Source organism: Cupriavidus cauae, assembly GCF_026210475.1.
GTDB lineage: Bacteria > Pseudomonadota > Gammaproteobacteria > Burkholderiales > Burkholderiaceae > Cupriavidus > Cupriavidus cauae.
In genome coordinates this window covers 1,788,625-1,809,245 of record NZ_CP080293.1, presented here as the reverse complement: position 1 = coordinate 1,809,245, position 20,621 = coordinate 1,788,625, and the positions used below count along the sequence as shown (strand labels likewise).

19 protein-coding genes are annotated in these 20,621 nt (G+C 69.4%); 13 read left to right on the top strand and 6 right to left on the bottom strand.

What is annotated here, in order from left to right:
* Window positions 1-47: 47 nt before the first annotated feature.
* A complete protein-coding gene (locus KZ686_RS08080) occupies window positions 48-977 on the bottom strand; it encodes a DMT family transporter (protein ID WP_265632164.1) in 930 nt (309 codons plus the stop codon).
* Between the two features lie 347 nt (window positions 978-1,324).
* Between KZ686_RS08080 and upp the strand changes: the two genes are divergently transcribed.
* Window positions 1,325-1,975: a uracil phosphoribosyltransferase gene (gene upp, locus KZ686_RS08075; RefSeq protein WP_006577223.1), complete on the top strand. Its 651-nt coding sequence runs from the start codon at window positions 1,325-1,327 to the stop codon at window positions 1,973-1,975.
* A 46-nt stretch (window positions 1,976-2,021) separates the two neighbouring features.
* Here the strand turns inward: upp and KZ686_RS08070 are convergent, their stop codons facing one another.
* Window positions 2,022-3,575, bottom strand: coding sequence for a helicase HerA-like C-terminal domain-containing protein (locus tag KZ686_RS08070; RefSeq protein ID WP_265632161.1), 1,554 nt, complete (start codon window positions 3,573-3,575; stop codon window positions 2,022-2,024).
* A gap of 349 nt (window positions 3,576-3,924) precedes the next feature.
* Between KZ686_RS08070 and KZ686_RS08065 the strand changes: the two genes are divergently transcribed.
* The 9 genes from KZ686_RS08065 (at window position 3,925) to KZ686_RS08025 (ending at window position 12,477) form a co-directional block, all read left to right on the top strand.
* The gene (locus KZ686_RS08065; RefSeq protein ID WP_149317928.1) at window positions 3,925-4,650 is read left to right on the top strand and encodes a YebC/PmpR family DNA-binding transcriptional regulator; all 726 of its coding nucleotides are present in this window, start codon (window positions 3,925-3,927) and stop codon (window positions 4,648-4,650) included.
* A 95-nt stretch (window positions 4,651-4,745) separates the two neighbouring features.
* A complete protein-coding gene (gene purD, locus KZ686_RS08060) occupies window positions 4,746-6,014 on the top strand; it encodes a phosphoribosylamine--glycine ligase (RefSeq protein ID WP_149317927.1) in 1,269 nt (422 codons plus the stop codon).
* A gap of 238 nt (window positions 6,015-6,252) precedes the next feature.
* Entirely contained in the window at window positions 6,253-7,164 is a 912-nt protein-coding gene (gene hemF, locus KZ686_RS08055; protein ID WP_265632159.1) for an oxygen-dependent coproporphyrinogen oxidase, read from the top strand.
* A gap of 9 nt (window positions 7,165-7,173) precedes the next feature.
* On the top strand, window positions 7,174-7,908 hold the full coding sequence (locus tag KZ686_RS08050; protein WP_150084134.1) for a nicotinate-nucleotide adenylyltransferase: 735 nt from the start codon (window positions 7,174-7,176) through the stop codon (window positions 7,906-7,908).
* Window positions 7,909-8,008: 100 nt separating this feature from the next.
* Window positions 8,009-8,827, top strand: a complete 819-nt coding sequence (gene rsfS, locus KZ686_RS08045) for a ribosome silencing factor (RefSeq protein ID WP_265632157.1) — start codon at window positions 8,009-8,011, stop codon at window positions 8,825-8,827.
* A gap of 31 nt (window positions 8,828-8,858) precedes the next feature.
* On the top strand, window positions 8,859-9,329 hold the full coding sequence (gene rlmH / locus KZ686_RS08040; RefSeq protein WP_265632156.1) for a 23S rRNA (pseudouridine(1915)-N(3))-methyltransferase RlmH: 471 nt from the start codon (window positions 8,859-8,861) through the stop codon (window positions 9,327-9,329).
* A gap of 70 nt (window positions 9,330-9,399) precedes the next feature.
* Entirely contained in the window at window positions 9,400-10,005 is a 606-nt protein-coding gene (locus KZ686_RS08035) for a Maf family protein (RefSeq protein WP_265632155.1), read from the top strand.
* 161 nt (window positions 10,006-10,166) lie between these two features.
* Window positions 10,167-11,630, top strand: a complete 1,464-nt coding sequence (gene rng / locus KZ686_RS08030) for a ribonuclease G (RefSeq protein ID WP_149317922.1) — start codon at window positions 10,167-10,169, stop codon at window positions 11,628-11,630.
* A 373-nt stretch (window positions 11,631-12,003) separates the two neighbouring features.
* Window positions 12,004-12,477, top strand: a complete 474-nt coding sequence (locus tag KZ686_RS08025; RefSeq protein WP_407648540.1) for a hypothetical protein — start codon at window positions 12,004-12,006, stop codon at window positions 12,475-12,477.
* A 167-nt stretch (window positions 12,478-12,644) separates the two neighbouring features.
* Here KZ686_RS08025 and KZ686_RS08020 read toward each other — a convergent pair whose 3' ends face one another.
* The 3 genes from KZ686_RS08020 to msbA form a co-directional block, all read right to left on the bottom strand.
* Window positions 12,645-12,917, bottom strand: a complete 273-nt coding sequence (locus KZ686_RS08020) for a hypothetical protein (protein WP_265633437.1) — start codon at window positions 12,915-12,917, stop codon at window positions 12,645-12,647.
* 201 nt (window positions 12,918-13,118) lie between these two features.
* Window positions 13,119-13,769 carry a peroxidase-related enzyme gene (locus KZ686_RS08015; protein WP_262484917.1) on the bottom strand — a complete coding sequence of 217 codons (651 nt, stop codon included), beginning with the start codon at window positions 13,767-13,769 and terminating at the stop codon, window positions 13,119-13,121.
* Window positions 13,770-13,941: 172 nt separating this feature from the next.
* Window positions 13,942-15,666 carry a lipid A export permease/ATP-binding protein MsbA gene (msbA, locus tag KZ686_RS08010; RefSeq protein WP_226108249.1) on the bottom strand — a complete coding sequence of 575 codons (1,725 nt, stop codon included), beginning with the start codon at window positions 15,664-15,666 and terminating at the stop codon, window positions 13,942-13,944.
* 233 nt (window positions 15,667-15,899) lie between these two features.
* On the opposite strand from msbA, the gene KZ686_RS08005 reads away from it, so the two are divergent.
* On the top strand, window positions 15,900-16,658 hold the full coding sequence (locus tag KZ686_RS08005; RefSeq protein WP_226108250.1) for a glycosyltransferase family 2 protein: 759 nt from the start codon (window positions 15,900-15,902) through the stop codon (window positions 16,656-16,658).
* Window positions 16,659-16,713: 55 nt separating this feature from the next.
* Window positions 16,714-17,757 (top strand): glycosyltransferase family 4 protein, encoded by a 1,044-nt coding sequence (locus KZ686_RS08000; RefSeq protein ID WP_265632153.1) that lies wholly within the window; start codon window positions 16,714-16,716, stop codon window positions 17,755-17,757.
* An 87-nt stretch (window positions 17,758-17,844) separates the two neighbouring features.
* Here the strand turns inward: KZ686_RS08000 and KZ686_RS07995 are convergent, their stop codons facing one another.
* Window positions 17,845-19,122, bottom strand: a complete 1,278-nt coding sequence (locus KZ686_RS07995) for an O-antigen ligase family protein (protein ID WP_265632152.1) — start codon at window positions 19,120-19,122, stop codon at window positions 17,845-17,847.
* 333 nt (window positions 19,123-19,455) lie between these two features.
* Here KZ686_RS07995 and KZ686_RS07990 point away from each other — a divergent pair, with 333 nt between their 5' ends.
* Window positions 19,456-20,499 (top strand): glycosyltransferase, encoded by a 1,044-nt coding sequence (locus tag KZ686_RS07990; RefSeq protein ID WP_265632151.1) that lies wholly within the window; start codon window positions 19,456-19,458, stop codon window positions 20,497-20,499.
* Window positions 20,500-20,621 lie beyond the last annotated feature (122 nt).

The following is a 20,621-nucleotide window of genomic DNA, read 5'->3' as shown; positions in this document are numbered from 1 at the left end:
TCGAGCGCGCGCCGTTGCGTGGCTCACGCGCTCGCCATCACGTCGATTCAGCCGCGCGCGGTCTTGCCGCGCGACAGCAGATAGATGCCGCCCATCACCAGCGCGCTGCCGGCCAGCTGCACCACGGTGATCGGCTCGCCCAGCAGCCAGAAGCCGAGGAACAGCGTCGACACCGGGCCGATCATGCCGGCCTGCGAGGCCATCGGCGCGCCGATGCGCGCCACCGCCATCATCGTCAGCGACACCGGCAGCACGGTGCAGAACACCGCGTTGATCACCGACAGCCACATCACCGGCGCCGGCTGCAGCAGCTCGCCCCACGGGCGCCCCAGCACCAGATATTGCACCACGCAGCAGGCGGTGGACACGCACATCGCATAGGCGACCAGCCGCAGCGAGCCGATGCGCGCCACCAGCTCGCCGCTGGCGATCAGATAGACCGCGTAGCTGAGCGCGCTGCCCAGCACCAGCGCGGCGCCGAGCCAGACCTGGCTGCCGCTGACGTCGAGATCGTGGGCCAGCACCAGCACGATGCCGGCATAGGCCAGCAGCAGCGAGATCCATTGCTGGCGGCTGATATGACGCTTGAAGCCGAAGGCGGTGGCCAGCACGACGAAGGACGGCGTCAGGAACAGGATCAGCCGCTCCAGCCCCGCGGTGATGTATTGCAGGCCGAGGAAATCGAGAAAGCTCGACAGGTAGTAGCCGATGAAGCCGAGCATCAGCACGCGGCCGCGATCGGCCCACGACAGCGGCGGCAGCCGCATCGACTGCCACCAGCCGATCGCCATGAACAGCGGCACCGCGAACAGCATGCGCAGCGTGATCACCATCACCGCGTCGACGTTGTAGCGGTACATCAGCTTGGCGACGATAGCCTTGCCGGAGAACAGCACCGCGCCGATGGCGGCGACGGCAAGCCCGGTGCGCTGCCGCGCGCCGGCGGGGCTGGCGAGGGATTTCTGGGAAGCGGGCACGGGTATGGTGCAAACGGCCTGTCCGCGCGCGGTCGCCGACAGGCGGGCGCGGCAAGGCATGACGTCGGGAAATTTTGTTTGGCATTGCCGCCCGACAATGCCGCCGGACAGACGCGAGGATTGTATGTCAAAAGGCGCAAAGGCATCGGACGGGGCTTCGTCGCCGCCCCTCAGGCGGGCCCGGGCGTCCGATGGTTCGACCCGCAGCGTTTGTGGCGTTGCCAGGCACCGTGTCCCCGCTTTCGCGCGGACCGCGGGGACGACCCGGAGCCCATCCATTACAATCCGGCACCACCGGGGCGATCCCCCGGATTCCGCCCTGCCCTCACCGCCAGCCGCTACCCGCCATGAAGCAAGATCCGCGTTTCCCCAACCTGTTCATCCTCGACCACCCGCTGATCCAGCACAAGCTGTCGCACATGCGCGACCGCGACACGTCGACGCGGACCTTTCGCGAGCTGCTGCGCGAAATCACGCTGCTGATGGGTTACGAGATCACGCGCAGCCTGCCGCTGACCACGCGCCATATCGACACGCCGCTGGTCAGCATGGACGCGCCGGTGATCGCCGGCAAGAAGCTGACCATCGTGCCGGTGCTGCGCGCCGGCGTCGGCATGAGCGACGGCCTGGTCGAGCTGATCCCGTCGGCGCGGATCGGCCATATCGGCGTCTATCGCGACGAGCATCATCGTCCGGTCGAATACCTGGTGCGGCTGCCCGACCTGGAGGACCGCAGCTTCATCCTGTGCGATCCGATGGTCGCCACCGGCTATTCGGCGGCACATGCGGTCGACGTGCTCAAGCGCCGCGGCGTCAAGGACGAGGCGATCACCTTCGTCGCGCTGGTGGCGGCGCCCGAGGGCGTCGAGGTCTTCCAGAAGGCCCACCCGAACGTGAAGCTCTACGTGGCCTCGCTCGACAGCCATCTGGACGAGCACGCCTACATCGTGCCGGGCCTGGGGGATGCGGGCGACCGGCTGTTCGGCACCAAGAACTGATGCGGGGGCGGGGGCCGATGCCGGGGCCGGCCCCCGCCGCCGCGCCTTAGCGGCGCTTGCGCCCCGACCCCAGCAGGCTGCCCAGCACACCGCGGATCAGCTCGCGGCCGACCTGCGAGCCCACCGTGCGGGCGGCCGACTTGGCCATCGATTCGAGGATCGAATCGCCGCGGCCGCTCTTGCCGGTGCCGCGCGTCAGGCCGCCGAACAGATCGCCGGCCTCGTCGAGCCAACCGCGCTCGCCGGCCTGCTGCGGCGCGGGCTGGCCACTCGGCTGCCCGCCGCCCTGTCCGGCCTGCGCGCCGTTCTGCGCATCCGCGCTCTGCGCCGCCCTGCCCTTTAGCCGCTCGTAGGCCGATTCCCGATCGACCGTCTTCTCGTAGGTGCCCGCCACCAGCGACGAGGCCAGCAGCTGCTTGCGCTCGGCCTCGTCGATCGGACCGATGCGGCTGCCCGGCGCCAGCACCCAGGCGCGCTGCGTGATGCCGGGCGTGCCCTTGGCGTCGAGCAGCGAGATCAGCGCCTCGCCCACCGCCAGTTCGCCGATCGCCTTCTCGACGTCCAACGCGGGATTGGCGCGCATCGTGGTGGCGGCCACCTTGACCGCCTTCTGGTCGCGCGGCGTGAACGCGCGCAGCGCGTGCTGGACGCGGTTGCCCAGCTGCCCCAGCACGGTGTCCGGAATATCGATCGGATTCTGCGTGACGAAGTACACGCCGACGCCCTTGGAACGGATCAGCCGCACCACCTGCTCGATCTTCTCGAGCAAGGCCTTGGGTGCGTCGTTGAACAGCAGGTGGGCCTCGTCGAAGAAGAACACCAGCTTGGGTTTGTCGAGGTCGCCGGCCTCGGGCAGCTTCTCGAACAGCTCCGACAGCAGCCACAGCAGGAAGGTCGCGTACAGCCGCGGCGCGTGCAGCAGCTTGTCGGCGGCCAGGATATTGACCATGCCCAGACCCTTGTCGGTCTGCATGAAGTCGTCCAGGTTCAGCATCGGCTCGCCGAAGAACACGTCGGCGCCCTGCGATTCGAGCGCGACCAGGCCGCGCTGGATCGCGCCGATCGACGCGGCCGAGATATTGCCGTACTCGGTGGTGAACTGCGAGGCGTTGTCGCCGACGTACTGCAGCATCGCGCGCAGGTCCTTGGCGTCGAGCAGCAGCAGGCCATTGGCATCGGCGATGCGGAACACCAGGTTCAGCACGCCCTGCTGGGTGTCGTTGAGCTCGAGCATGCGCGACAGCAGCAGCGGGCCCATGTCGGACACGGTGGCGCGCACCGGATGGCCCTTCTCGCCGAACACGTCCCACAGCGTGGTCGGGCACGCGCCCCAGACCGGCTCGGGCAGGCCCAGGTCGGCCAGCCGCCTGGCGAGCTTGTCGGACAGCTGGCCGGGCTGCGAGATGCCGGTCAGGTCGCCCTTGACGTCGGCCATGAAGACCGGCACGCCGAGCCGCGAGAAGCCCTGCGCCAGCGTTTGCAGCGTCACGGTCTTGCCGGTGCCGGTGGCGCCGGTGATCAGCCCGTGGCGATTGCCCATCTGTGGCAGCAGGGCCAGTTCTTGCTGGGCGTTCTTGGCGATAACGATGGGGTCGGCCATGCTGGGGCTCCGGTGAATAAGGACGCGATGACGAGGCGATGATGAAGCGATGGTGCCGGGATAGTGCGGCGATGGTGCGGTGCCACGAAGCCCGCCCGGCCCGGCGCGGCAAGGGCCGGGCCGGCGGTCTGGCACGCAGGGCCGCGTGATAAAATCCCGGGCTGATTATATCCAGCAGTGATTGCCAGCAGTCATGGCCTGCCGCTGATGATTCCATCACCGGCGCGTGCATCGCAACAGGCCGCGTGGGCGCGCTCAAGCGCCCGCCGGTCCGGCCGCCAGCCTTCGGCCATGCTGCCCTTGCCGCGCTGCACGCGCCTCGCGTACCTGTTCCGCCTCGGAGAGAAACATGGCCGGTCATTCCAAATGGGCCAATATCAAGCATAAGAAAGCCGCAGCCGACGCCAAGCGCGGCAAGATCTGGACCCGCCTGATCAAGGAAATCACCGTCGCCGCCAAGCTCGGCGGCGCCGATGCCGATTCGAATCCGCGCCTGCGCCTGGCCGTGGACAAGGCCATGGACGCCAACATGCCCAAGGACAACATCCAGCGCGCGATCCAGCGCGGCGTGGGCGGTCTGGAAGGCGCCAGCTACGAGGAAATCCGCTACGAGGGCTACGGCCTGTCGGGCGCCGCGATCATCGTCGATTGCCTGACCGACAACCGCACCCGTACCGTCGCCGAAGTGCGCCACGCCTTCTCGAAGCACGGCGGCAACATGGGCACCGAGGGATCGGTGGCCTTCATGTTCACGCACTGCGGCCAGTTCCTGTTCGCGCCGGGCACGCCCGAGGACAAGCTGATGGAGGCCGCGCTCGAGGCCGGTGCCGACGACGTCGTCACCCACGAGGACGGCTCGATCGAGGTCACCTGCCCGCCCAACGATTTCGGCACCGTCAAGACGGCGCTGGAAGCGGCCGGCTTCAAGGCCGAGGTCGCCGACGTCGTGATGAAGCCGCAGAACGAGGTCAGCTTCACCGGCGACGACGCCGTCAAGATGCAGAAGCTGCTCGACGCGCTGGAAAACCTCGACGACGTGCAGGAAGTCTTCACCAACGCAGTGATCGAGGACTGAGCCGGCGCTTCCGCCCCCTCCCCTCTCCCCGGCGGCCGTCGCGACATCGATGCAGCGGCCGCCCTCCCCAAAGCTTTATCTTCTGGCAGTGGATCATGAAAGTATTGGTTGTCGGCTCGGGCGGACGTGAACACGCGCTGGCCTGGAAACTGGCCCAGTCGCCCAAGGTGCAGGTCGTCTACGTGGCGCCGGGCAACGGTGGCACGGCGCTGGACAAGCGGCTGCAGAACGTCCCGGTGACCGACCCGGTGGCGCTGGCGGACTTCGCCCGCCAGGAGAACGTGCATTTCACCGTGGTCGGTCCCGAGGCGCCGCTGGCGGCCGGCATCGTCGACGTGTTCCGCGCGCAGGGCCTGCGCATCTTCGGCCCGAGCAAGGCGGCCGCGCAGCTGGAGTCGTCGAAGGACTTCGCCAAGGCCTTCATGCACCGGCACCAGATCCCGACCGCCGCCTACCAGACCTTCGCCGACGCCGGCCAGGCGCACGCCTACATCGACGCGCAGGGCGCGCCGATCGTGATCAAGGCCGACGGCCTGGCCGCGGGCAAGGGCGTGGTGGTCGCCACCACGCTGGAAGAGGCGCACGCCGCGGTCGACATGATGCTGGCGGACAACAAGCTCGGCGATGCCGGCGCGCGCGTCGTCATCGAGGAATTCCTGGAGGGCGAGGAAGCCAGCTTCATCGTGATGGTCGACGGCGCCAACGTGCTGGCGCTGGCCACCAGCCAGGACCACAAGCGCCTGCTCGACGGCGACGCCGGCCCCAATACCGGCGGCATGGGCGCCTATTCGCCGGCGCCGGTGGTCACGCCCGCGCTGCATGCGCGCGTGCTGCGCGAGATCATCATGCCGACCGTGCGCGGCATGGAGAAGGACGGCATTCCGTACACCGGCTTCCTGTACGCCGGCCTGATGATCGACCGCGACGGCAATCCGAAGACGCTGGAATTCAACTGCCGCATGGGCGATCCCGAGACCCAGCCGATCATGGCGCGTCTGAAGACGGACCTGTTCGACGTGATGGAGCACGCGGTCAACGGCCGGCTCGACGCGGTCGAGCTCGACTGGGACCGCCGCACCGCGCTGGGCGTGGTGATGGCCGCGCACGGCTATCCGGACGCACCGCGCAAGGGCGACCTGATCACCGGCATTCCGGCCGAGACCGACGACAGCGTAACCTTCCACGCCGGCACCACGCTGGCCGACGGCAAGCTGCTGACCAATGGCGGCCGCGTGCTGTGCGTGGTGGGCCTGGCCGATACCGTCAAGGCGGCGCAGCGCGCGGCCTATGCGGCGGCCCAGCAGATCCACTTCGACGGCATGCAGTACCGCTCGGATATCGGGTATCGCGCGATCAAGCGCTGAGGTCCCTGTCCCTTGGGCCGGCTCCGCCTTGTTCTCCCTCTCCCCCTTCACGGGGGGAGGGCCGGGGACAGGGAGTGGTCTCAAACCACGTCGGCGATAGCGATGCCCTTACCCCCTCCCCCGCCCCTCTCCCGCAGGCGGGAGAGGGCAGTAATGCCCTGAGGCTGTCCTGACGCTCCCCCGCGTGCCGGCCCCGCCGCACCATGACGGGGCAGCGGCTACAATCCTGACCATGCTCATGATCGATTCCCAGGCAGTCCGCGCCTATCTGCTGGATCTGCAAGACCGCATCACGGATGCCGTCGCCGCCATCGACGGGCAGCCGTTCGCCACCGATGCCTGGGAAAAGCCGCCCACCGAGCGCCTGCGCGGCAGCGGCCGCACCCGCATCCTCGAAGGCGGCGCGGTGATGGAGCGGGCCGGCGTCGGCTTCTCGCACGTGCGCGGCGACGCGCTGCCGCCCTCGGCCAGCGACAACCGGCCCGAACTGGCCGGGCGCGGCTTCGAGGCGATGGGCGTCTCGCTGGTGTTCCATCCGCGCAATCCCTACGTGCCCACGGTCCATATGAACGTGCGCTGCTTCCTGGCGGTCAAGGAAGGCGCCGAGCCGGTCTGGTGGTTCGGCGGCGGCATGGACCTGACGCCCTACTACGGCAATGCCGACGACTGCCGGCATTTCCACGCCACCTGCAAGCGCGCGCTCGATCCGTTCGGCGCCGAGCTGTATCCGCGCTTCAAGCGCTGGTGCGACGAGTATTTCTTCCTGAAGCATCGCGGCGAGGCGCGCGGCGTCGGCGGCGTGTTCTTCGACGACTTCTCCGCGCTCGGCTTCGACGACAGCTTCGCGATGATGCGCGCGGTCGGCGACGGCTTCCTCGACGCCTACCTGCCGATCCTGCAGGCGCGCAAGGACACCCCTTACGGCCCGCGCGAGCGCGACTTCCAGGCCTATCGCCGCGGCCGCTATGTCGAATTCAACCTGGTGTTCGACCGCGGCACGCTGTTCGGCCTGCAATCTGGCGGCCGCACCGAATCGATCCTGATGTCGATGCCGCCGCAGGCCGCCTGGCGCTACGACTGGCAGCCCGAGCCGGGCAGCGCCGAAGCGGCGCTGTACACGGATTTCCTGCCGGCGCGCGACTGGGTCTGAACCTCACCGATGAACATCACTGCCCCCGCCGCCAGCGCGCCGAACCGGCCTGCCCAGGCCGACGATCCGGATCCCGCCCGGCACGGCCGCCCCTGGCGCCTCGGCATCCTCGGCGGCACCTTCGATCCGCCCCATGTCGGCCACCTCGCGCTGGCGCGGCTGTGCATCGACCATCTGCAGCTGGACGAGCTGCTGTGGATCCCTACCGGCCAGTCGTGGCAGAAAGGCAACGACGTGACGCCGGCCGCCGACCGGCTGGCGATGACCGAGCTGGCCGCCGCGGCGCTGGCCGACGCGCCGGCGCGGGTCCACGCCAGCCGCATGGAGGTCGATCGTGCCGGCCCGAGCTACACCATCGACACGGTGCGCCAGCTGCGCGAGCAATACGGCCCGGAAGCCTCGCTGGCCTGGCTGATGGGCGCCGACCAGTTGCTGCGCCTGCACACCTGGCATGGCTGGGAGGATCTGCTCGACTACGTCCATCTGTGCGTCGCGACCCGGCCCGGCTTCGCGCTGGACCGGCTCGACGGCCCGGTGCGCGACGCGCTGGCCCAACGCCGCGCCGACGCGCACCTGATACAATCCACGCCCTCCGGCCGGATGTGGATCGACCAGACGCTCGCCGTCGACCTCTCCTCCACCGCCCTGCGCCAGCGCCTCGCCGCCGGCCAGCGCGCGGATGACCAACTCCCCCCGGGCGTGGCACACTACATCGCCACCCACGGACTCTATCGCCAGGACTGAGCAGGACCGTGGAACCGGGCCGGCCGTTGGCAATGGCCCGGGACGCGGCCACGGCCACCGATCCCTCGCTGACAAAATACAAGGGCACCACCAAGGCACCATGGATATTCGCAAACTGCAACGCGCCATCGTCGATGGCCTCGAGGACGTCAAGGCACAGGACATCAAGGTGTTCGACACCACGCACCTGACCGAACTGTTCGACCGCGTGGTGATCGCCAGCGGCACCTCGAACCGGCAGACCAAGGCGCTGGCCGCCTCGGTACGCGACACCGTCAAGGAAGCCGGCGGCCACATCGTCGCGGTGGAAGGCATGGAGACCGGCGAATGGGTGCTGGTCGACTGCGGCGACGCGGTGGTGCATATCCTGCAGCCGCAGCTGCGCCAGTACTACAACCTGGAAGAGATCTGGGGCGACAAGCCGGTGCGGATCAAGCTCGGCAGCACCGGCAAGGGGCTGATCAAGGCCAGCGAGCCGATGGACGACGAGGACGACGAGGACGCAGGCCAGAAGGCGCTGCGCGCCCGCGCCACGCGCCGCGCCGCCGGCGAACGCCCGGCGCTGGCCCGCCTGCCCGAAGGCATGAAGGAGCCGTCGCCGCCGATGGGCCACGAGGACACCGATCCGGACGCGATCGCCACGCAGCGCAAGCCGGTCGCCCGCCCCCGCACCACCAGCAGCAGCGGCGCCGCGCCGGCGCGCAAGGCCCCGGCCCGCACGGGTACCGGCAGCGGTACCGGCGGCGCGCGCAAGGTCGCGGCCAAGACCGCCACCAAGACTGCTACGAAGACCACTGCCAAGACGGCGGCCAGGACGGGAACCGGCACCGGCACCCGTACCGCGGCCAAGAGCACCGCCACGCGCAGCGCCGCCGCCAAGACCGCGGCACCGCGCAAGCGCGCCACGCGCTCGGCCTGAGCCGGGCCCCATCCCGCAGCCGCGCGTCGCCGTGCAGTTGCTGATCGTCGCGGTCGGACACAAGATGCCGGCCTGGATCGAGGCCGGCTTCGCCGAGTATGCCAAGCGCATGCCGCCGGAGCTGCGCATCGTGCTGCGCGAGGTCAAGCCCGAGGCGCGCACCGCCAGCAATAACGCCGCGACCGTGATGCAGCGCGAGGCCGCGCGCATCGAGGCCGCGCTGCCGCGCCAGTGCCGCATCGTCGCGCTGGACGAACGCGGCCGCGACCTGACCACGATGCAGCTGGCCGAGCAGCTGACCGGCTGGCAGCGCGAGGGCGGCGACGTCGCCTTCCTGATCGGCGGCGCCGACGGGCTCGACCCCGCGCTGAAGGCGCGCGCGCAGACGCTGCTGCGGCTCTCGAGCCTGACGCTGCCGCACGGCATGGTGCGCGTGCTGCTGGCCGAGCAGCTGTACCGCGCCTGGACCGTCACGCAGAACCACCCTTACCATCGGGTCTGATCCCTGCTCGCCCGGTCTGAACCGTCGTCCCACCCTTGTCCCTGAGCGCGCCCGCCGCGCCCGTGCCACCGTGCTCCACGACGTCCTCTACCTCGCCTCCCAAAGCCCCCGCCGCCGCGAACTGCTGACCCAGCTCGGCGTGTCCTACCAGCTGCTGCTGCCCGACGACGACGAAGACGCCGAGGCGCTCGAAGCGGTGCTGCCCGGCGAGACGCCGGACGACTACGTGCAGCGCGTCTGCGCGCTGAAGGCCGAGGCCGCGCTGCGCCGCCGCGAGCGCCGCGCGCTGCCCGATGCGCCGATCCTGACCTCCGACACCACGGTCTGCCTGGACGGCCGCATCCTCGGCAAGCCCAAGCATGCCGACGACGCCGCGGCGATGCTGGCTGCGCTGTCCGGCACCACGCACCGCGTGCTGACCGCGGTGACCGTGGCCTCGACGCTCGGCGCGCACCATGCGCTGTCGATCTCCGAGGTCAGCTTCCGCGCGATGCGCGAGGACGAGATCGCGCGCTACGTGGCCAGCGGCGAACCGCTCGGCAAGGCCGGCGCATATGGCATCCAGGGCCGCGCCGCCGAGTTCGTGCAGCGGATCGCGGGGAGCTATTCGGGTATCATGGGCCTGCCCCTGTTCGAGACGGCAGCGCTGTTGCGACAGGCCGGCCTGCGCTTCTGAGGCGCGGCGCCGGAACGCCACGACGCCACAACGCCGGGCAAGCCGAACATGGCGCCGGTCCCCCGCCGACCGCGCCGCCCGGCATCCAGGGGACCAACCTGCTCCGCCGCGACGGACAACCGTCGACGGAGCCAGCCAGCCGGCGACGGATCGCACAAAACATGACCGAAGACATCCTCGTCAATATCACCCCGCAGGAAACACGCGTGGCCATCGTGCAGCAGGCCGCGGTGCAGGAGCTTCATGTCGAGCGCACGCTGACGCGCGGACTGGTCGGCAATATCTATCTGGGCAAGGTGGTGCGCGTGCTGCCCGGCATGCAATCGGCCTTCATCGACATCGGGCTCGAGCGGGCCGCGTTCCTGCACGTCGCCGATATCTGGCACCGGCGCGAGCCGGACCGCAACGGCAGCACGCAGCTGGCGATCGAGAAGACGCTGTTCGAGGGCCAGGCGCTGATGGTGCAGGTGATCAAGGACCCGATCGGCACCAAGGGCGCGCGGCTGTCGACCCAGGTCAGCATCGCCGGCCGCACGCTGGTCTATCTGCCGCAGGACCCCCATATCGGCATCTCCCAGCGGATCGAGGGCGAAGTCGATCGCGAGGCGCTGCGCGCGCGCGTTCAGGGGCTGGTGCCGGAGGAGGAGCGCGGCGGCTTCATCGTCCGGACCATCGCCGAGGAGGCGACCGACGAGGAGCTGGGCAACGACATCGCCTACCTGCGCAAGATCTGGGGCGCGATCCGGCTCAATGCGACCACGCTGCCGGCGCCGAGCCTGCTGTACCAGGACCTGAGCCTGGCCCAGCGCGTGCTGCGCGATTTCGTCAATGACGCCACCGGCGTGATCCAGGTCGATTCGCGCGAGAACTACCAGAAGCTGGTCGAGTTCGCGCAGGAATACACGCCGGCGGTGCTGCCGCGGCTGTCGCACTACACCGGCGAGCGGCCGATCTTCGACCTGTTCAATATCGACGCGGAAATCGAGCGTGCGCTGTCGCGGCGCGTCGACCTGAAGTCGGGCGGGTATCTGATGATCGACCAGACCGAGGCGATGACGACGATCGATGTCAACACCGGCGGCTATGTCGGCGCGCGCAATTTCGACGACACGATCTTCAAGACCAACCTGGAGGCGGCGCACACGATCGCGCGCCAGCTGCGCCTGCGCAATCTCGGCGGCATCATCATCATCGACTTCATCGACATGGAGAACGCCGAGCACCGCGACGCGGTGCTGTCGGAACTGAAGCGCGCGCTGTCGCGCGACCGCACCCGCATCACCGTCAACGGCTTTTCCCAGCTGGGCCTGGTCGAGATGACGCGCAAGCGCACGCGCGAATCGCTGGCGCACGTGCTGTGCGAGCAGTGCCCCGTCTGCCAGGGCAAGGGCCAGGTCAAGACGCCGCGCACGGTGTGCTACGAAATCCTGCGCGAGATCATGCGCGAGTCGCGGCAGTTCAATCCGCGCGAGTTCCGCATCCTGGCCTCGCAGGAAGTGATCGACCTCTTCCTCGAAGAGGAGAGCCAGCATATGGCGATGCTCGGCGACTTCATCGGCAAGCCGATTTCGCTGCAGGTCGAATCGACCTTCCATCAGGAGCAGTACGACATCATCCTGATGTAGGCGTCGATGTCGGCGTTGATGTCGGCGTCGATGTCGGCGCGGCCCGCCCGCGTTCCGCCCGGAACGCGCCCTCAGGGTCAGACCGCATGCCATCCCCGCACCAATCTTCTATAACGATTAGGAGGATGGCGCGCGCCTGGCGCGGCGGCGGGAGCGGACGATGACACGCTGGAATGACGCAATGGCCCAAGGGCCGTCGGCGCGGCGGATCGCGCCATGGGCAGGCCCGCTGCTTGCCGGACTACCGGCAGGAATACGGGCAGGAATACCGGCGCGATTAGCGGCGGGACTGGCGGCGGGACTGGCGGCAGGACTACCGGCGCGAGCGGCAGCGAGGCTACCGCAGGCACTACCGGCGGCACTGCTCGCGGGACTGCTGGCCTTGCCGGGCTGCACGCCCGTGCAGGAACTGGCCAAACGCGCGCCCTCGTTGCCGCCGGCCGCGCCCGAACGGCAGGTCACGCCCGCCCCTCCTCCACCGATTCCCTCGCGCGTGATCGAGCTCGCCGGCTATTGCAGCCGCACCGAGGACGACGGCTTTCGGGAAGAGGCGCGCGTGCGCGTCGCCGCGAACGAGGTCCAGGCGTTGAACTGGAAGCTGTGGGTGCCCCGGCGACGCGGCTCCTGCGCCTTCGATCTGAGCGAATTCAGGCAGGTCCAGAAGGCCCCGCATATCGAACTGGTGGCGCGCGACGACAGCGGCTGCAAGCTGATGGTGTGGCAGGACCCGCGGCGCGTCACGCTGGCCCATGCCAATTGCCAGAAGCGCTGCACGCCGGGAATCTACGAAGAAGCGTGGCCGGTGATGTTCGACCCGGCCAGCGGCATGTGCGCGCAGGTCAAGTAGGCCGGCCACACAACGCGCCGCACGCTACACGCTGCTCGCCGCAAGCCCCTGGCCATCGGTCACAAGCCACAAGGCACACACCAGACGACACCGGACGGCGCGCGGCGCGCCACGCGCCATACGACTGCGGCGCCGGCCGGCGCGCCGCCACGCCCGCGCCCGGCATTTCAGCCGCGCTTGACCCAGACCACCAGGCCGCCCGCGATGCCGAGCGTGCGCCGGTCCGGACGATAGTCCATGGTGCCGGGGAACTGCTGCGCGTCGCGCTGGCCGATGCGCCAGGCGCAGCCATCCAGCAGCGCGATCGCCTCGGCCTCGGGCTTGCCGACCAGCGCGTCGTCGGTCAGCTTGTCGGCGGCGCAGCCCTGCGGCGTGGCGGCGCCTCCCATCGGCGGCGGCGGCGGGCCGGGCGGCGGTTCGCTGGCGCAGGCGGTCAGCATGGCCGCGCCGGCAGCGGCGCCAGCCAGCCGGCCCGTGCGGGTCAGGCGAGGCAGCAGCGGATAACGAAGCGCGGAAACAAGCGCGGAAAGAAGCGAGGTAAGACGCGATCGGTCGACGATCCTTGGCATGCAATCTCCTTGCAGGTCGGGAGCGGACGGCATCCGCCGTCCGCGGGCGAGACGGCCGGTCCCGGCACCGGATTACGGCTTGGCCTTCGGCACACGTCCCATCAGGAAGAACTCGTCGTTGGGACGCATGCCGATGGTGTTGGCCATCCGGTTGGACAGGCCGAAGAAGGCGGTGATGGCGGCGATGTCCCACGCGTCCTCGTCGGAGAAGCCGTGCGGGCGCAGCGCCTCGAAATCGGATTCGTCGATCTCGTGCGAGGCCTGGCAGACCTTCATCGCGAAATCGAGCATCGCGCGCTGGCGCGGCGGCAGGTCGGCCTTGCGGTAGTTGACCGCGACCTGGTCGGCCAGCAGCGGCTTCTTCTCATAGATGCGCAGGATCGCGCCGTGCGCCACCACGCAATACAGGCACTGATTGACGCCGGAGGTGGCGACCACGATCATCTCGCGCTCGCCCTTGGTCAGCCCGCCCTCCTTGTCCATCAGCGCGTCGTGATAGGCGAAGAAGGCGCGGAACTCGGCTGGCCGGTGCGCCAGCGCGAGAAAGACGTTGGGAACGAAGCCGGCCTTCTCCTGCACCGCCAGGATGCGCTCGCGGATATCGTCCGGAACCTGCTCCAGCGTCGGCACCGGATAGCGGCTGATCGGCTTGCTGTCGACACTGCCGCCGGACTTGCCGGCTGCCGCGCCCTGCGCGGCACGGCCTTGCTGCGATTCGCTCATCGTGGTCTCCTCGGTTGATTCCGGTCCATCCGTCCGCCGGCATGGCCGTCGCGCGGCGCGCGACGCATGCCACAGTATCGGCCAGCCACGGCGGCACGCCAAGCGAGGCCGGCCGGTGGCGCACCGCACCGCACCGAATCGCACCGCGGCACGGCGCCCCCCCGCGGCGGGCTTACTGCGTCGCGAACTGGATCCGGTGCAGCCCGGCGTACAGCCCGTTCGCGGCCAGCAGCTCGGCATGGGTGCCGTGCTCGGCGATGCGTCCCTGATCCAGCACCGCGATACGGTCGGCGTTCTCGATGGTCGACAGGCGGTGCGCGATCACCAGCGTGGTACGGCCGACCATCAGCGATTCCAGCGCGGCCTGGACCTGGCGCTCGGACTCCGAATCCAGCGCCGAGGTGGCCTCGTCCAGGATCAGGATCGGCGCGTCCTTGTACAGCGCGCGCGCGATCGCCAGGCGCTGGCGCTGTCCGCCCGACAGCTTCATGCCGTTGTCGCCGATATTGGTCTGCAAACCCTCGGGCAGCCCCTTGACCACGTCGGTCAGGTAGGCGGCCTCGAGCGCGCGTTCGACCCGCGCCATGTCGATCTGGTCGGCCGAGTGCACGCCGTAGGCCACGTTGGCGGCGACGGTGTCGTTGAACAGCACCACGTCCTGGCTGACGAAGGCGATCTGGCGGCGCAGGTCCTTCAGCGCCAACGCATCGAGCGGCTGGCCGTCGAGCAGGATGCGCCCTTCGGTCGGGTCGAAGAAGCGCGGCACCAGGTTGACCAGCGTGGTCTTGCCGCTGCCGGACGGGCCGACCAGCGCCAGCACCTCGCCCGGGCTGACCTGCAGCGACACGTCCTGCAGCGCCGGGCGCCCGGCGTCGCCATAGCGGAAGCCGACGCGCTCGAACACCAGCTCGCCGCGCGCGCGGTCCAGCGGCAGCCCGCCCTGCTGCGGCTCCACCGGCTCGTCGATCAGCCGGAAGATCATCTCGGCGGCGGTCATGCCGCGCGTCAGCGGCTGGTTGATGTCGGTCAGGTGCTTCAGCGGCGAGATCAGCAGCAGCATCGCCATCACGAAGCCGGTGAAGCCGCCGATGGTGGTCTGGTTGCCCTGCGCCTGCACCATCGCGATGGTGATGATCACCGACAGCGCCAGCGCGGCCAGGAACGCGGTGACCGGCTGGTTCAGCCCGCCCGCGACCGCCATCCGCATCGAATAGTTCTTCAGCCGCTCGGCCATCGCGCGAAAGCGCGCCAGCTCGTAGGTCTCGCCGCCGTGCAGCTTGACCACCTTGAAGCCGCCCGCCGCTTCCTCGACGACATAGGCGGCGCTGTTGGTCAGCGTCTGGTGCTCGCGGTTGAGCTTGCGCAGGCGCCGGTTGATCTTCGACATCAGGTAGCCGATCACCGGCAGGATCACCGCGACGATCAGCGTCAGCCGCCAGTTCGTGTAGAACAGGTAGATCAACAGCGCGACCACCGTCAGCGAATCGCGCACCAGCGTGATGAACACGCTGGTCAGGATCTGCAGCACCTGGTTGACCTCGAAGATCACCGCATTGATCAGCGACGCCGCGGTATTGCGATGGAAGAACATCGCCGGCACATGCAGCATGCGCTCGAACATCTGCAGCCGCATCTTCAGCAGCACGCGGTTGGAGATCAGGCTCAGCAGGTAGCCGGAGGCGAACTGCGCCAGGCCGCGGATCAGCGCGACGCCGGTCAGGATCGCCGGCACATGCCACAGCTTGCCGGCGTAGTCGCCGCCGAAGCCCTTGTCCAGCAGATCGTTGACGACCTTGGGGATCACCCCTTCGCTGGCGGCCACGACGGCCATCGCGACGATGGCGGCGATGAAGATGCGCAACTCCGGGCGCAGGTAGGACCAGAGTCGGGCGGGCATGGTTTGCACACCTGGCGTCGATGGGCGGGACAAGAACACTCCTTCGGAATAATCAGAGGCGCCGGTGAGCCCGGGCCGGAGACCGGAAGCGGGCGCCGGCGGGGTCGGCCCGGCGCAGAGGCCGGCAGGGGCCGGGGTACAATGGCGCCGCGCTCGACCGGGGCGATACCGTGCCGATTGCGGTCGGATCGCGGCTCGGTCGCGTCAATACAGCAGGCCATACGACCACGTCAATGAAACTCTCCGTCGTCATCATCACCCGCAACGAAGCCCACAATATCCAGGCCTGTCTGGAGAGCGTGAAGTGGTGTGACGAGGCGATTATAGTGGATTGCATGAGCGCGGACGCCACCCCGGCAATTGCCCGGGACATGGGCGCGCGCGTGATCCAGACCGAGGACTGGCCCGGCTTCGGTCCGCAGAAGAACCGCGCGGTGGACGCCGCCACCGGCGACTGGATCCTCAGCATCGATGCGGACGAGCGCGTCAGCCCCGCGCTGCGCGACGAGATCCTCGCCGCGATCGCCAGCGACAGCGCCGACGGCTACGAGATGCCGCGGCTGTCGCAGTTCTGCGGCCGCTTCATCCGCCATGGCGGCTGGTATCCCGATTACGTGACGCGGCTGGTGCGCCGCGGCCAAGGCCGCTTCAGCGATGCGCTGGTGCACGAGAGCCTGATCGTGCAGGGCCGGCTCGGCCGGCTGCGCGAACCGCTGACGCACTACAGCTATCGCGACTACTCCGACGTGCTGCGCAAGATCGACAGCTATTCGTCGGCCGGCGCGCGCCAGGCCTTCAGCCGCGGCAAGCGCTCGTCGCCGCTGGCCGCCGCGGGCCACGGCCTGTGGGCCTTCCTGCGGACCTGGCTGCTCCGCCGCAGCATTCTCGACGGCGCCGAAGGCTTCGGCGTCGCGCTGATGAACGCGCAGGCGAGCTACTACAAATACCTGAAGCTGTGGTACCTGGGCCGGCAGCAGGCCGGCGGCCAATGAGCGGCCGGCGGCGACCCATGACCGTGGCTTTCCTCCCGTCCCGATATCCGTGTCCATGAAGATCGGCATCTCCTGCAACCGCTTCGGCAAGGGCGGCGGCTTCGAACGCTATGCGCTGGACCTGGCGCGCGGCCTGATCGCGCGCGGCGAGCGTCCCGCGGTGTTCGCGCGCCGCTTCGACGGCGACATCCCCGAGTACGGCCAGGTCGACCGGCATCTGGTGCGCGTGCGCTGGCTGCCCGGCAAGATGCGCGACACCGCGTTCTCCTGGGGCATGCGCGACGCGCACCGCCATTGCGATCTGCTGATCGGCTGCAACCGCGTGGTCGGCGCCGACCTGGCGATCTGCGGCGGCACCCATCGCGGCTACCTGCGCGCATCCGGACGCGCGCCGACCTTCTGGGACCGGCGCCAGATCGAACTGGAATCGCGCCACTACGCGGCCGCGCGCCACGTGGTCGCGCATTCGCAGTTGATGGCCGACGAACTGGCCGAGCTGTATGGCGTGCCGGCCGACCGGCTCGCCCTGCTCTATCCGCCGGTCGATACCGCGCGCTTCCAGCCGGTCGACGATGCCGCGCGCGCGGCATTGCGCCGGCGCTTCGGTTTCGGCGACACGCCGGTCTTCCTGTTTCCGTCCTCGGACCATTCCCGCAAGGGGCTCGACGTGCTGGCCCGCGCGCTGGCCGACAGCGGCCTCGACGCGACGCTGGCCGTCGCCGGCCGGCCGGTCGGCAGGACCCTGCCGGGCGTGCGCGAACTGGGCTATTGCGCCAACATGGCCGAGCTCTATGCCGCCGCCGATTTCACCGTGCTGGCGTCCAGCTACGAGCCGTTCGGGCTGGTCGGCATCGAATCGGTGCTGTGCGGCACGCCGGTGCTGCTGGCCGACAATATCGCCTGCCTCGAGGTGATGGACGATGCGGTGGCGCGGCGCTTCCCGCGCAGCGACGTGGCGGCGATTGCCGCCGTCATGCGCGAGGCCGTGGCCTGGTCGAAGGATGGCGGCGCGCGGATCGCCGAGCCGCGCCGGCATCTGCGCTACAACCCCGAACCGGCCGCGCATCTGGATGCGCTGCTGCGGCTCGCCGGGGCCTGACCTTCTCCGTTACGTCCGCTCAGCGCGGCCGCGCATCTGGATGCGCTGCTGCGGATCGCCGGGACCCGACCTTCCCGTTACGTCCGATCAGCGCGGCCGCGCTGCTGCCGCGGATGCAAGTTCCAGCTGCCGCGTGCGATTGGCGATGATGCCAAGCAGCGTCGCCGAGGTCAGTCCGAAGAAGGCGGTGTTCATCACCAGCGTGAAGACGTCGATGGTCAGCCCGAACACCACCGTGCCCAGCGTCAGCACCAGGCCCATCGCGGCCGCGGTGGCGATGTCGGGATCGGGCGAATGGCGATGGCGCCAGAAATAGACCGTCGAGCCGTAGTACAGCAGCAGCAGCACCGCCAGGCCCAGCAGCCCCATCTCCGCCAGCGTCGAGAACAGCTCGTTGTGCGCGTGCGGATGGATGATCGCCGGCGAGGCCTCGCCGCGCTCGGCCAGCACCTGCAGGCTCTCCTTCAGCGTGCCCTTGCCGACGCCCAGCGCCGGCTCGCGCTCGAACAGCGTCCAGGCCGCCTGCCACAGCTGCAGCCGCAGGCCGATCGAGGTATCGGCATCGCCGTGCGCCAGCCGCTCGAAGTCCGACGTCGCGGCGGCGATGCGGCTCTGCACCACCGGCGTGTTCAGGGCCGCCATCGCCCCCAGCGTCAGCGACGCGGCGAACACCAGCATCAGCCGGCGCGGGCGCATGCGCGCCAGGTCGAAGCGGCACAGCAGGACCCACAGCATCACCGGAATGGCGATCCAGCCGCCGCGGCTCTCCGACGCATAGGAGGCGTAGCAGCCGGCGGCCAGGCCGAGCAGGCGGAAGACCTGCTCCCAGCGCGGGCGGCCGCGTTCGGCCAGCGGAATCGCGCCCATGAAGCCGAGCACCAGCGCGGTGTCGCCGAACGGAATCGGATTGGTGAACGGATTGCCGGCGCGGCCGGACATCACCCACTCGGCGGGGGAGAACAGGATCAGCACGGACCAGAAGCACGCGCCCAGCGCGCCGATCACGCAGCCCCATTGAAACGGCCGCAGCCGCTCGGCCGGCACCGCGGCCAGCAACAGGAAGATCGGCACGGACAGCAGCAGCCGCGACGGCGAATCGAAGGCGCGTGACGGCACCTCGTCGGTCAGCAGCGCCTGCAGGCCGATCGCCAGCGGATAGGCCGTCATCGCGACGACGTACCACTTGTAGCGCAGCAGCAGTTCGCGGCTCTGGCGGCGATTCTCGGCCTGGCTCAGCCACAGCAGGCTGAAGGCCAGCACGACGAAGAAGCAGTAGCCGGTGCCGCCCTGCAGGGTCAGCATCAGCACAGGGGACAGTGCCGCGGCAGTCGCCGCGACACCGATGGACAGACGATCGATGCTCATGGATGAAATACGGATCGGCGCCGGAACGGCGTTGGCGGGCACATTGGCCATGAGCCGGAAACAGGGGCCGCCATCTGAGGCAACCATGGCAGCGCCGGGGGCGCGCCACGCGGCGCATTATACCGTTGCCCCCTAGGGCCCCCTCCCTGCGAGGGGTGCCAGGGCGGCATGGTATCGTTCGGCCGTGCCCGCTGGGGGCATGTGTTCGGCAACGGGTGTTCGGCAACGGGTGTCCGGCAACGAGCGGCAACGAGCGGCAACGACAGTTCGGCAACGACAGTTCGGCAACGACGGTTCGGCAACAACGATTCGGCAACAAGAGAGGAAGCGAGGATGAGCGGTACGGCGAATGGCGGCGATGTGCGGGAGGCGGCAGACACGGCGAATGCGCGGGACGGCGCGTGGCCGTCCGCGACCCTGCTGCTGATCACCTACAACCAGCAACGCTTCATCGCCGACGCGATCGCCGGCGCGCTCGCGCAGGACTACCCGGACCTGGAGATCATCGTCTCGGACGATGCCTCGACCGACGACACCTTCGCCGCCGCGCAGCGCGCCCTGCAGGGCTATGCCGGCCCGCACCGGGTCACGCTGCGGCGCAATCCGGTCAACCTCGGCATCAGCGGGCATCTGAGCCAGCTGGTCGAGCTGTCGCACGGCGAGCTGATCTTCGTCGCCGCCGGCGACGATATCTCGCTGCCGACTCGCTGCCGCGAGGTCGCGCAGGCGTGGCTGGCGCACGGCCGCAAGCCGGACCTGATCGCCACCGACCTGATCGACATGGACTACGAAGGGGCCGACCACGGCACCATCGCGCACAGCGAGCTGGGCATCTATGACGGCGTGGCGCGCTGGATGGCCGAACCGCCGGTCGTCATCGGCGCCTCGCATACCTGGACGCGCCGGCAATTCGAGCGCTTCGGCCCGATCGCGCCAGGCATGATTTCCGAAGACCAGATCACCACGCTGCGCGCGGTGCTAGGCGGCGGCGCCATCACGCTGCGCCGGCCGCTGGTGCGCTATCGCCGCGGCGGCGTCTCGGGCAAGCGCAAATGGCGCACGCCGGCGGACTTCGTCGAGCGCATCCAGCTGACCAACCGCAGCTCGCTGGCCGAGACGCTGCAGTTCATCCAGGACGCCGAACTGGCCGGGGCCGGCGACGCGATGCGCCGCCACAAGGCGGCCAAGCTGGCGCGCGAGACCTTCACGCGTGACATCTTCGCCGCCACCAGCACCGGCGAGCGCCTGCAGCTGCTGCTCGGCGCGCGCGACGTGCGGCTGGGCCACCGGCTGCGGATGTTCCTCTATGCGGCCTGCCCGGGCGTGTATGCGCCGTTTTTCGCGCTGGGGAATATGGTGAAGGGAATGAAGGGCTGAGGGGCTGGGGGAGAGGCAAGCAGGCGCTTGCCAAACCAGCGGTCTGGTCGCACCGCCCTATGCCCTCTCCCCCTACTCCCTCCCGCAAGCGGGAGAGGGGGCCGATAACGGGCGTTGTCGCG

Excerpts from the sequence above, each read along its gene's own strand:
- upp (WP_006577223.1), top strand. The coding sequence starts at position 1,325 with ATGAAGCAAGATCCGCGTTTCCCCAACCTGTTCATCCTCGACCACCCG.
- KZ686_RS08070 (WP_265632161.1), bottom strand. The coding sequence starts at position 3,575 with ATGGCCGACCCCATCGTTATCGCCAAGAACGCCCAGCAAGAACTGGCC.
- KZ686_RS08065 (WP_149317928.1), top strand. The coding sequence starts at position 3,925 with ATGGCCGGTCATTCCAAATGGGCCAATATCAAGCATAAGAAAGCCGCA.
- purD (WP_149317927.1), top strand. The coding sequence starts at position 4,746 with ATGAAAGTATTGGTTGTCGGCTCGGGCGGACGTGAACACGCGCTGGCC.
- hemF (WP_265632159.1), top strand. The coding sequence starts at position 6,253 with ATGATCGATTCCCAGGCAGTCCGCGCCTATCTGCTGGATCTGCAAGAC.
- KZ686_RS08050 (WP_150084134.1), top strand. The coding sequence starts at position 7,174 with ATGAACATCACTGCCCCCGCCGCCAGCGCGCCGAACCGGCCTGCCCAG.
- rsfS (WP_265632157.1), top strand. The coding sequence starts at position 8,009 with ATGGATATTCGCAAACTGCAACGCGCCATCGTCGATGGCCTCGAGGAC.
- rng (WP_149317922.1), top strand. The coding sequence starts at position 10,167 with ATGACCGAAGACATCCTCGTCAATATCACCCCGCAGGAAACACGCGTG.
- KZ686_RS08020 (WP_265633437.1), bottom strand. The coding sequence starts at position 12,917 with ATGCTGACCGCCTGCGCCAGCGAACCGCCGCCCGGCCCGCCGCCGCCG.
- KZ686_RS08015 (WP_262484917.1), bottom strand. The coding sequence starts at position 13,769 with ATGAGCGAATCGCAGCAAGGCCGTGCCGCGCAGGGCGCGGCAGCCGGC.
- msbA (WP_226108249.1), bottom strand. The coding sequence starts at position 15,666 with ATGCCCGCCCGACTCTGGTCCTACCTGCGCCCGGAGTTGCGCATCTTC.
- KZ686_RS08005 (WP_226108250.1), top strand. The coding sequence starts at position 15,900 with ATGAAACTCTCCGTCGTCATCATCACCCGCAACGAAGCCCACAATATC.
- KZ686_RS08000 (WP_265632153.1), top strand. The coding sequence starts at position 16,714 with ATGAAGATCGGCATCTCCTGCAACCGCTTCGGCAAGGGCGGCGGCTTC.
- KZ686_RS07995 (WP_265632152.1), bottom strand. The coding sequence starts at position 19,122 with ATGAGCATCGATCGTCTGTCCATCGGTGTCGCGGCGACTGCCGCGGCA.
- KZ686_RS07990 (WP_265632151.1), top strand. The coding sequence starts at position 19,456 with ATGAGCGGTACGGCGAATGGCGGCGATGTGCGGGAGGCGGCAGACACG.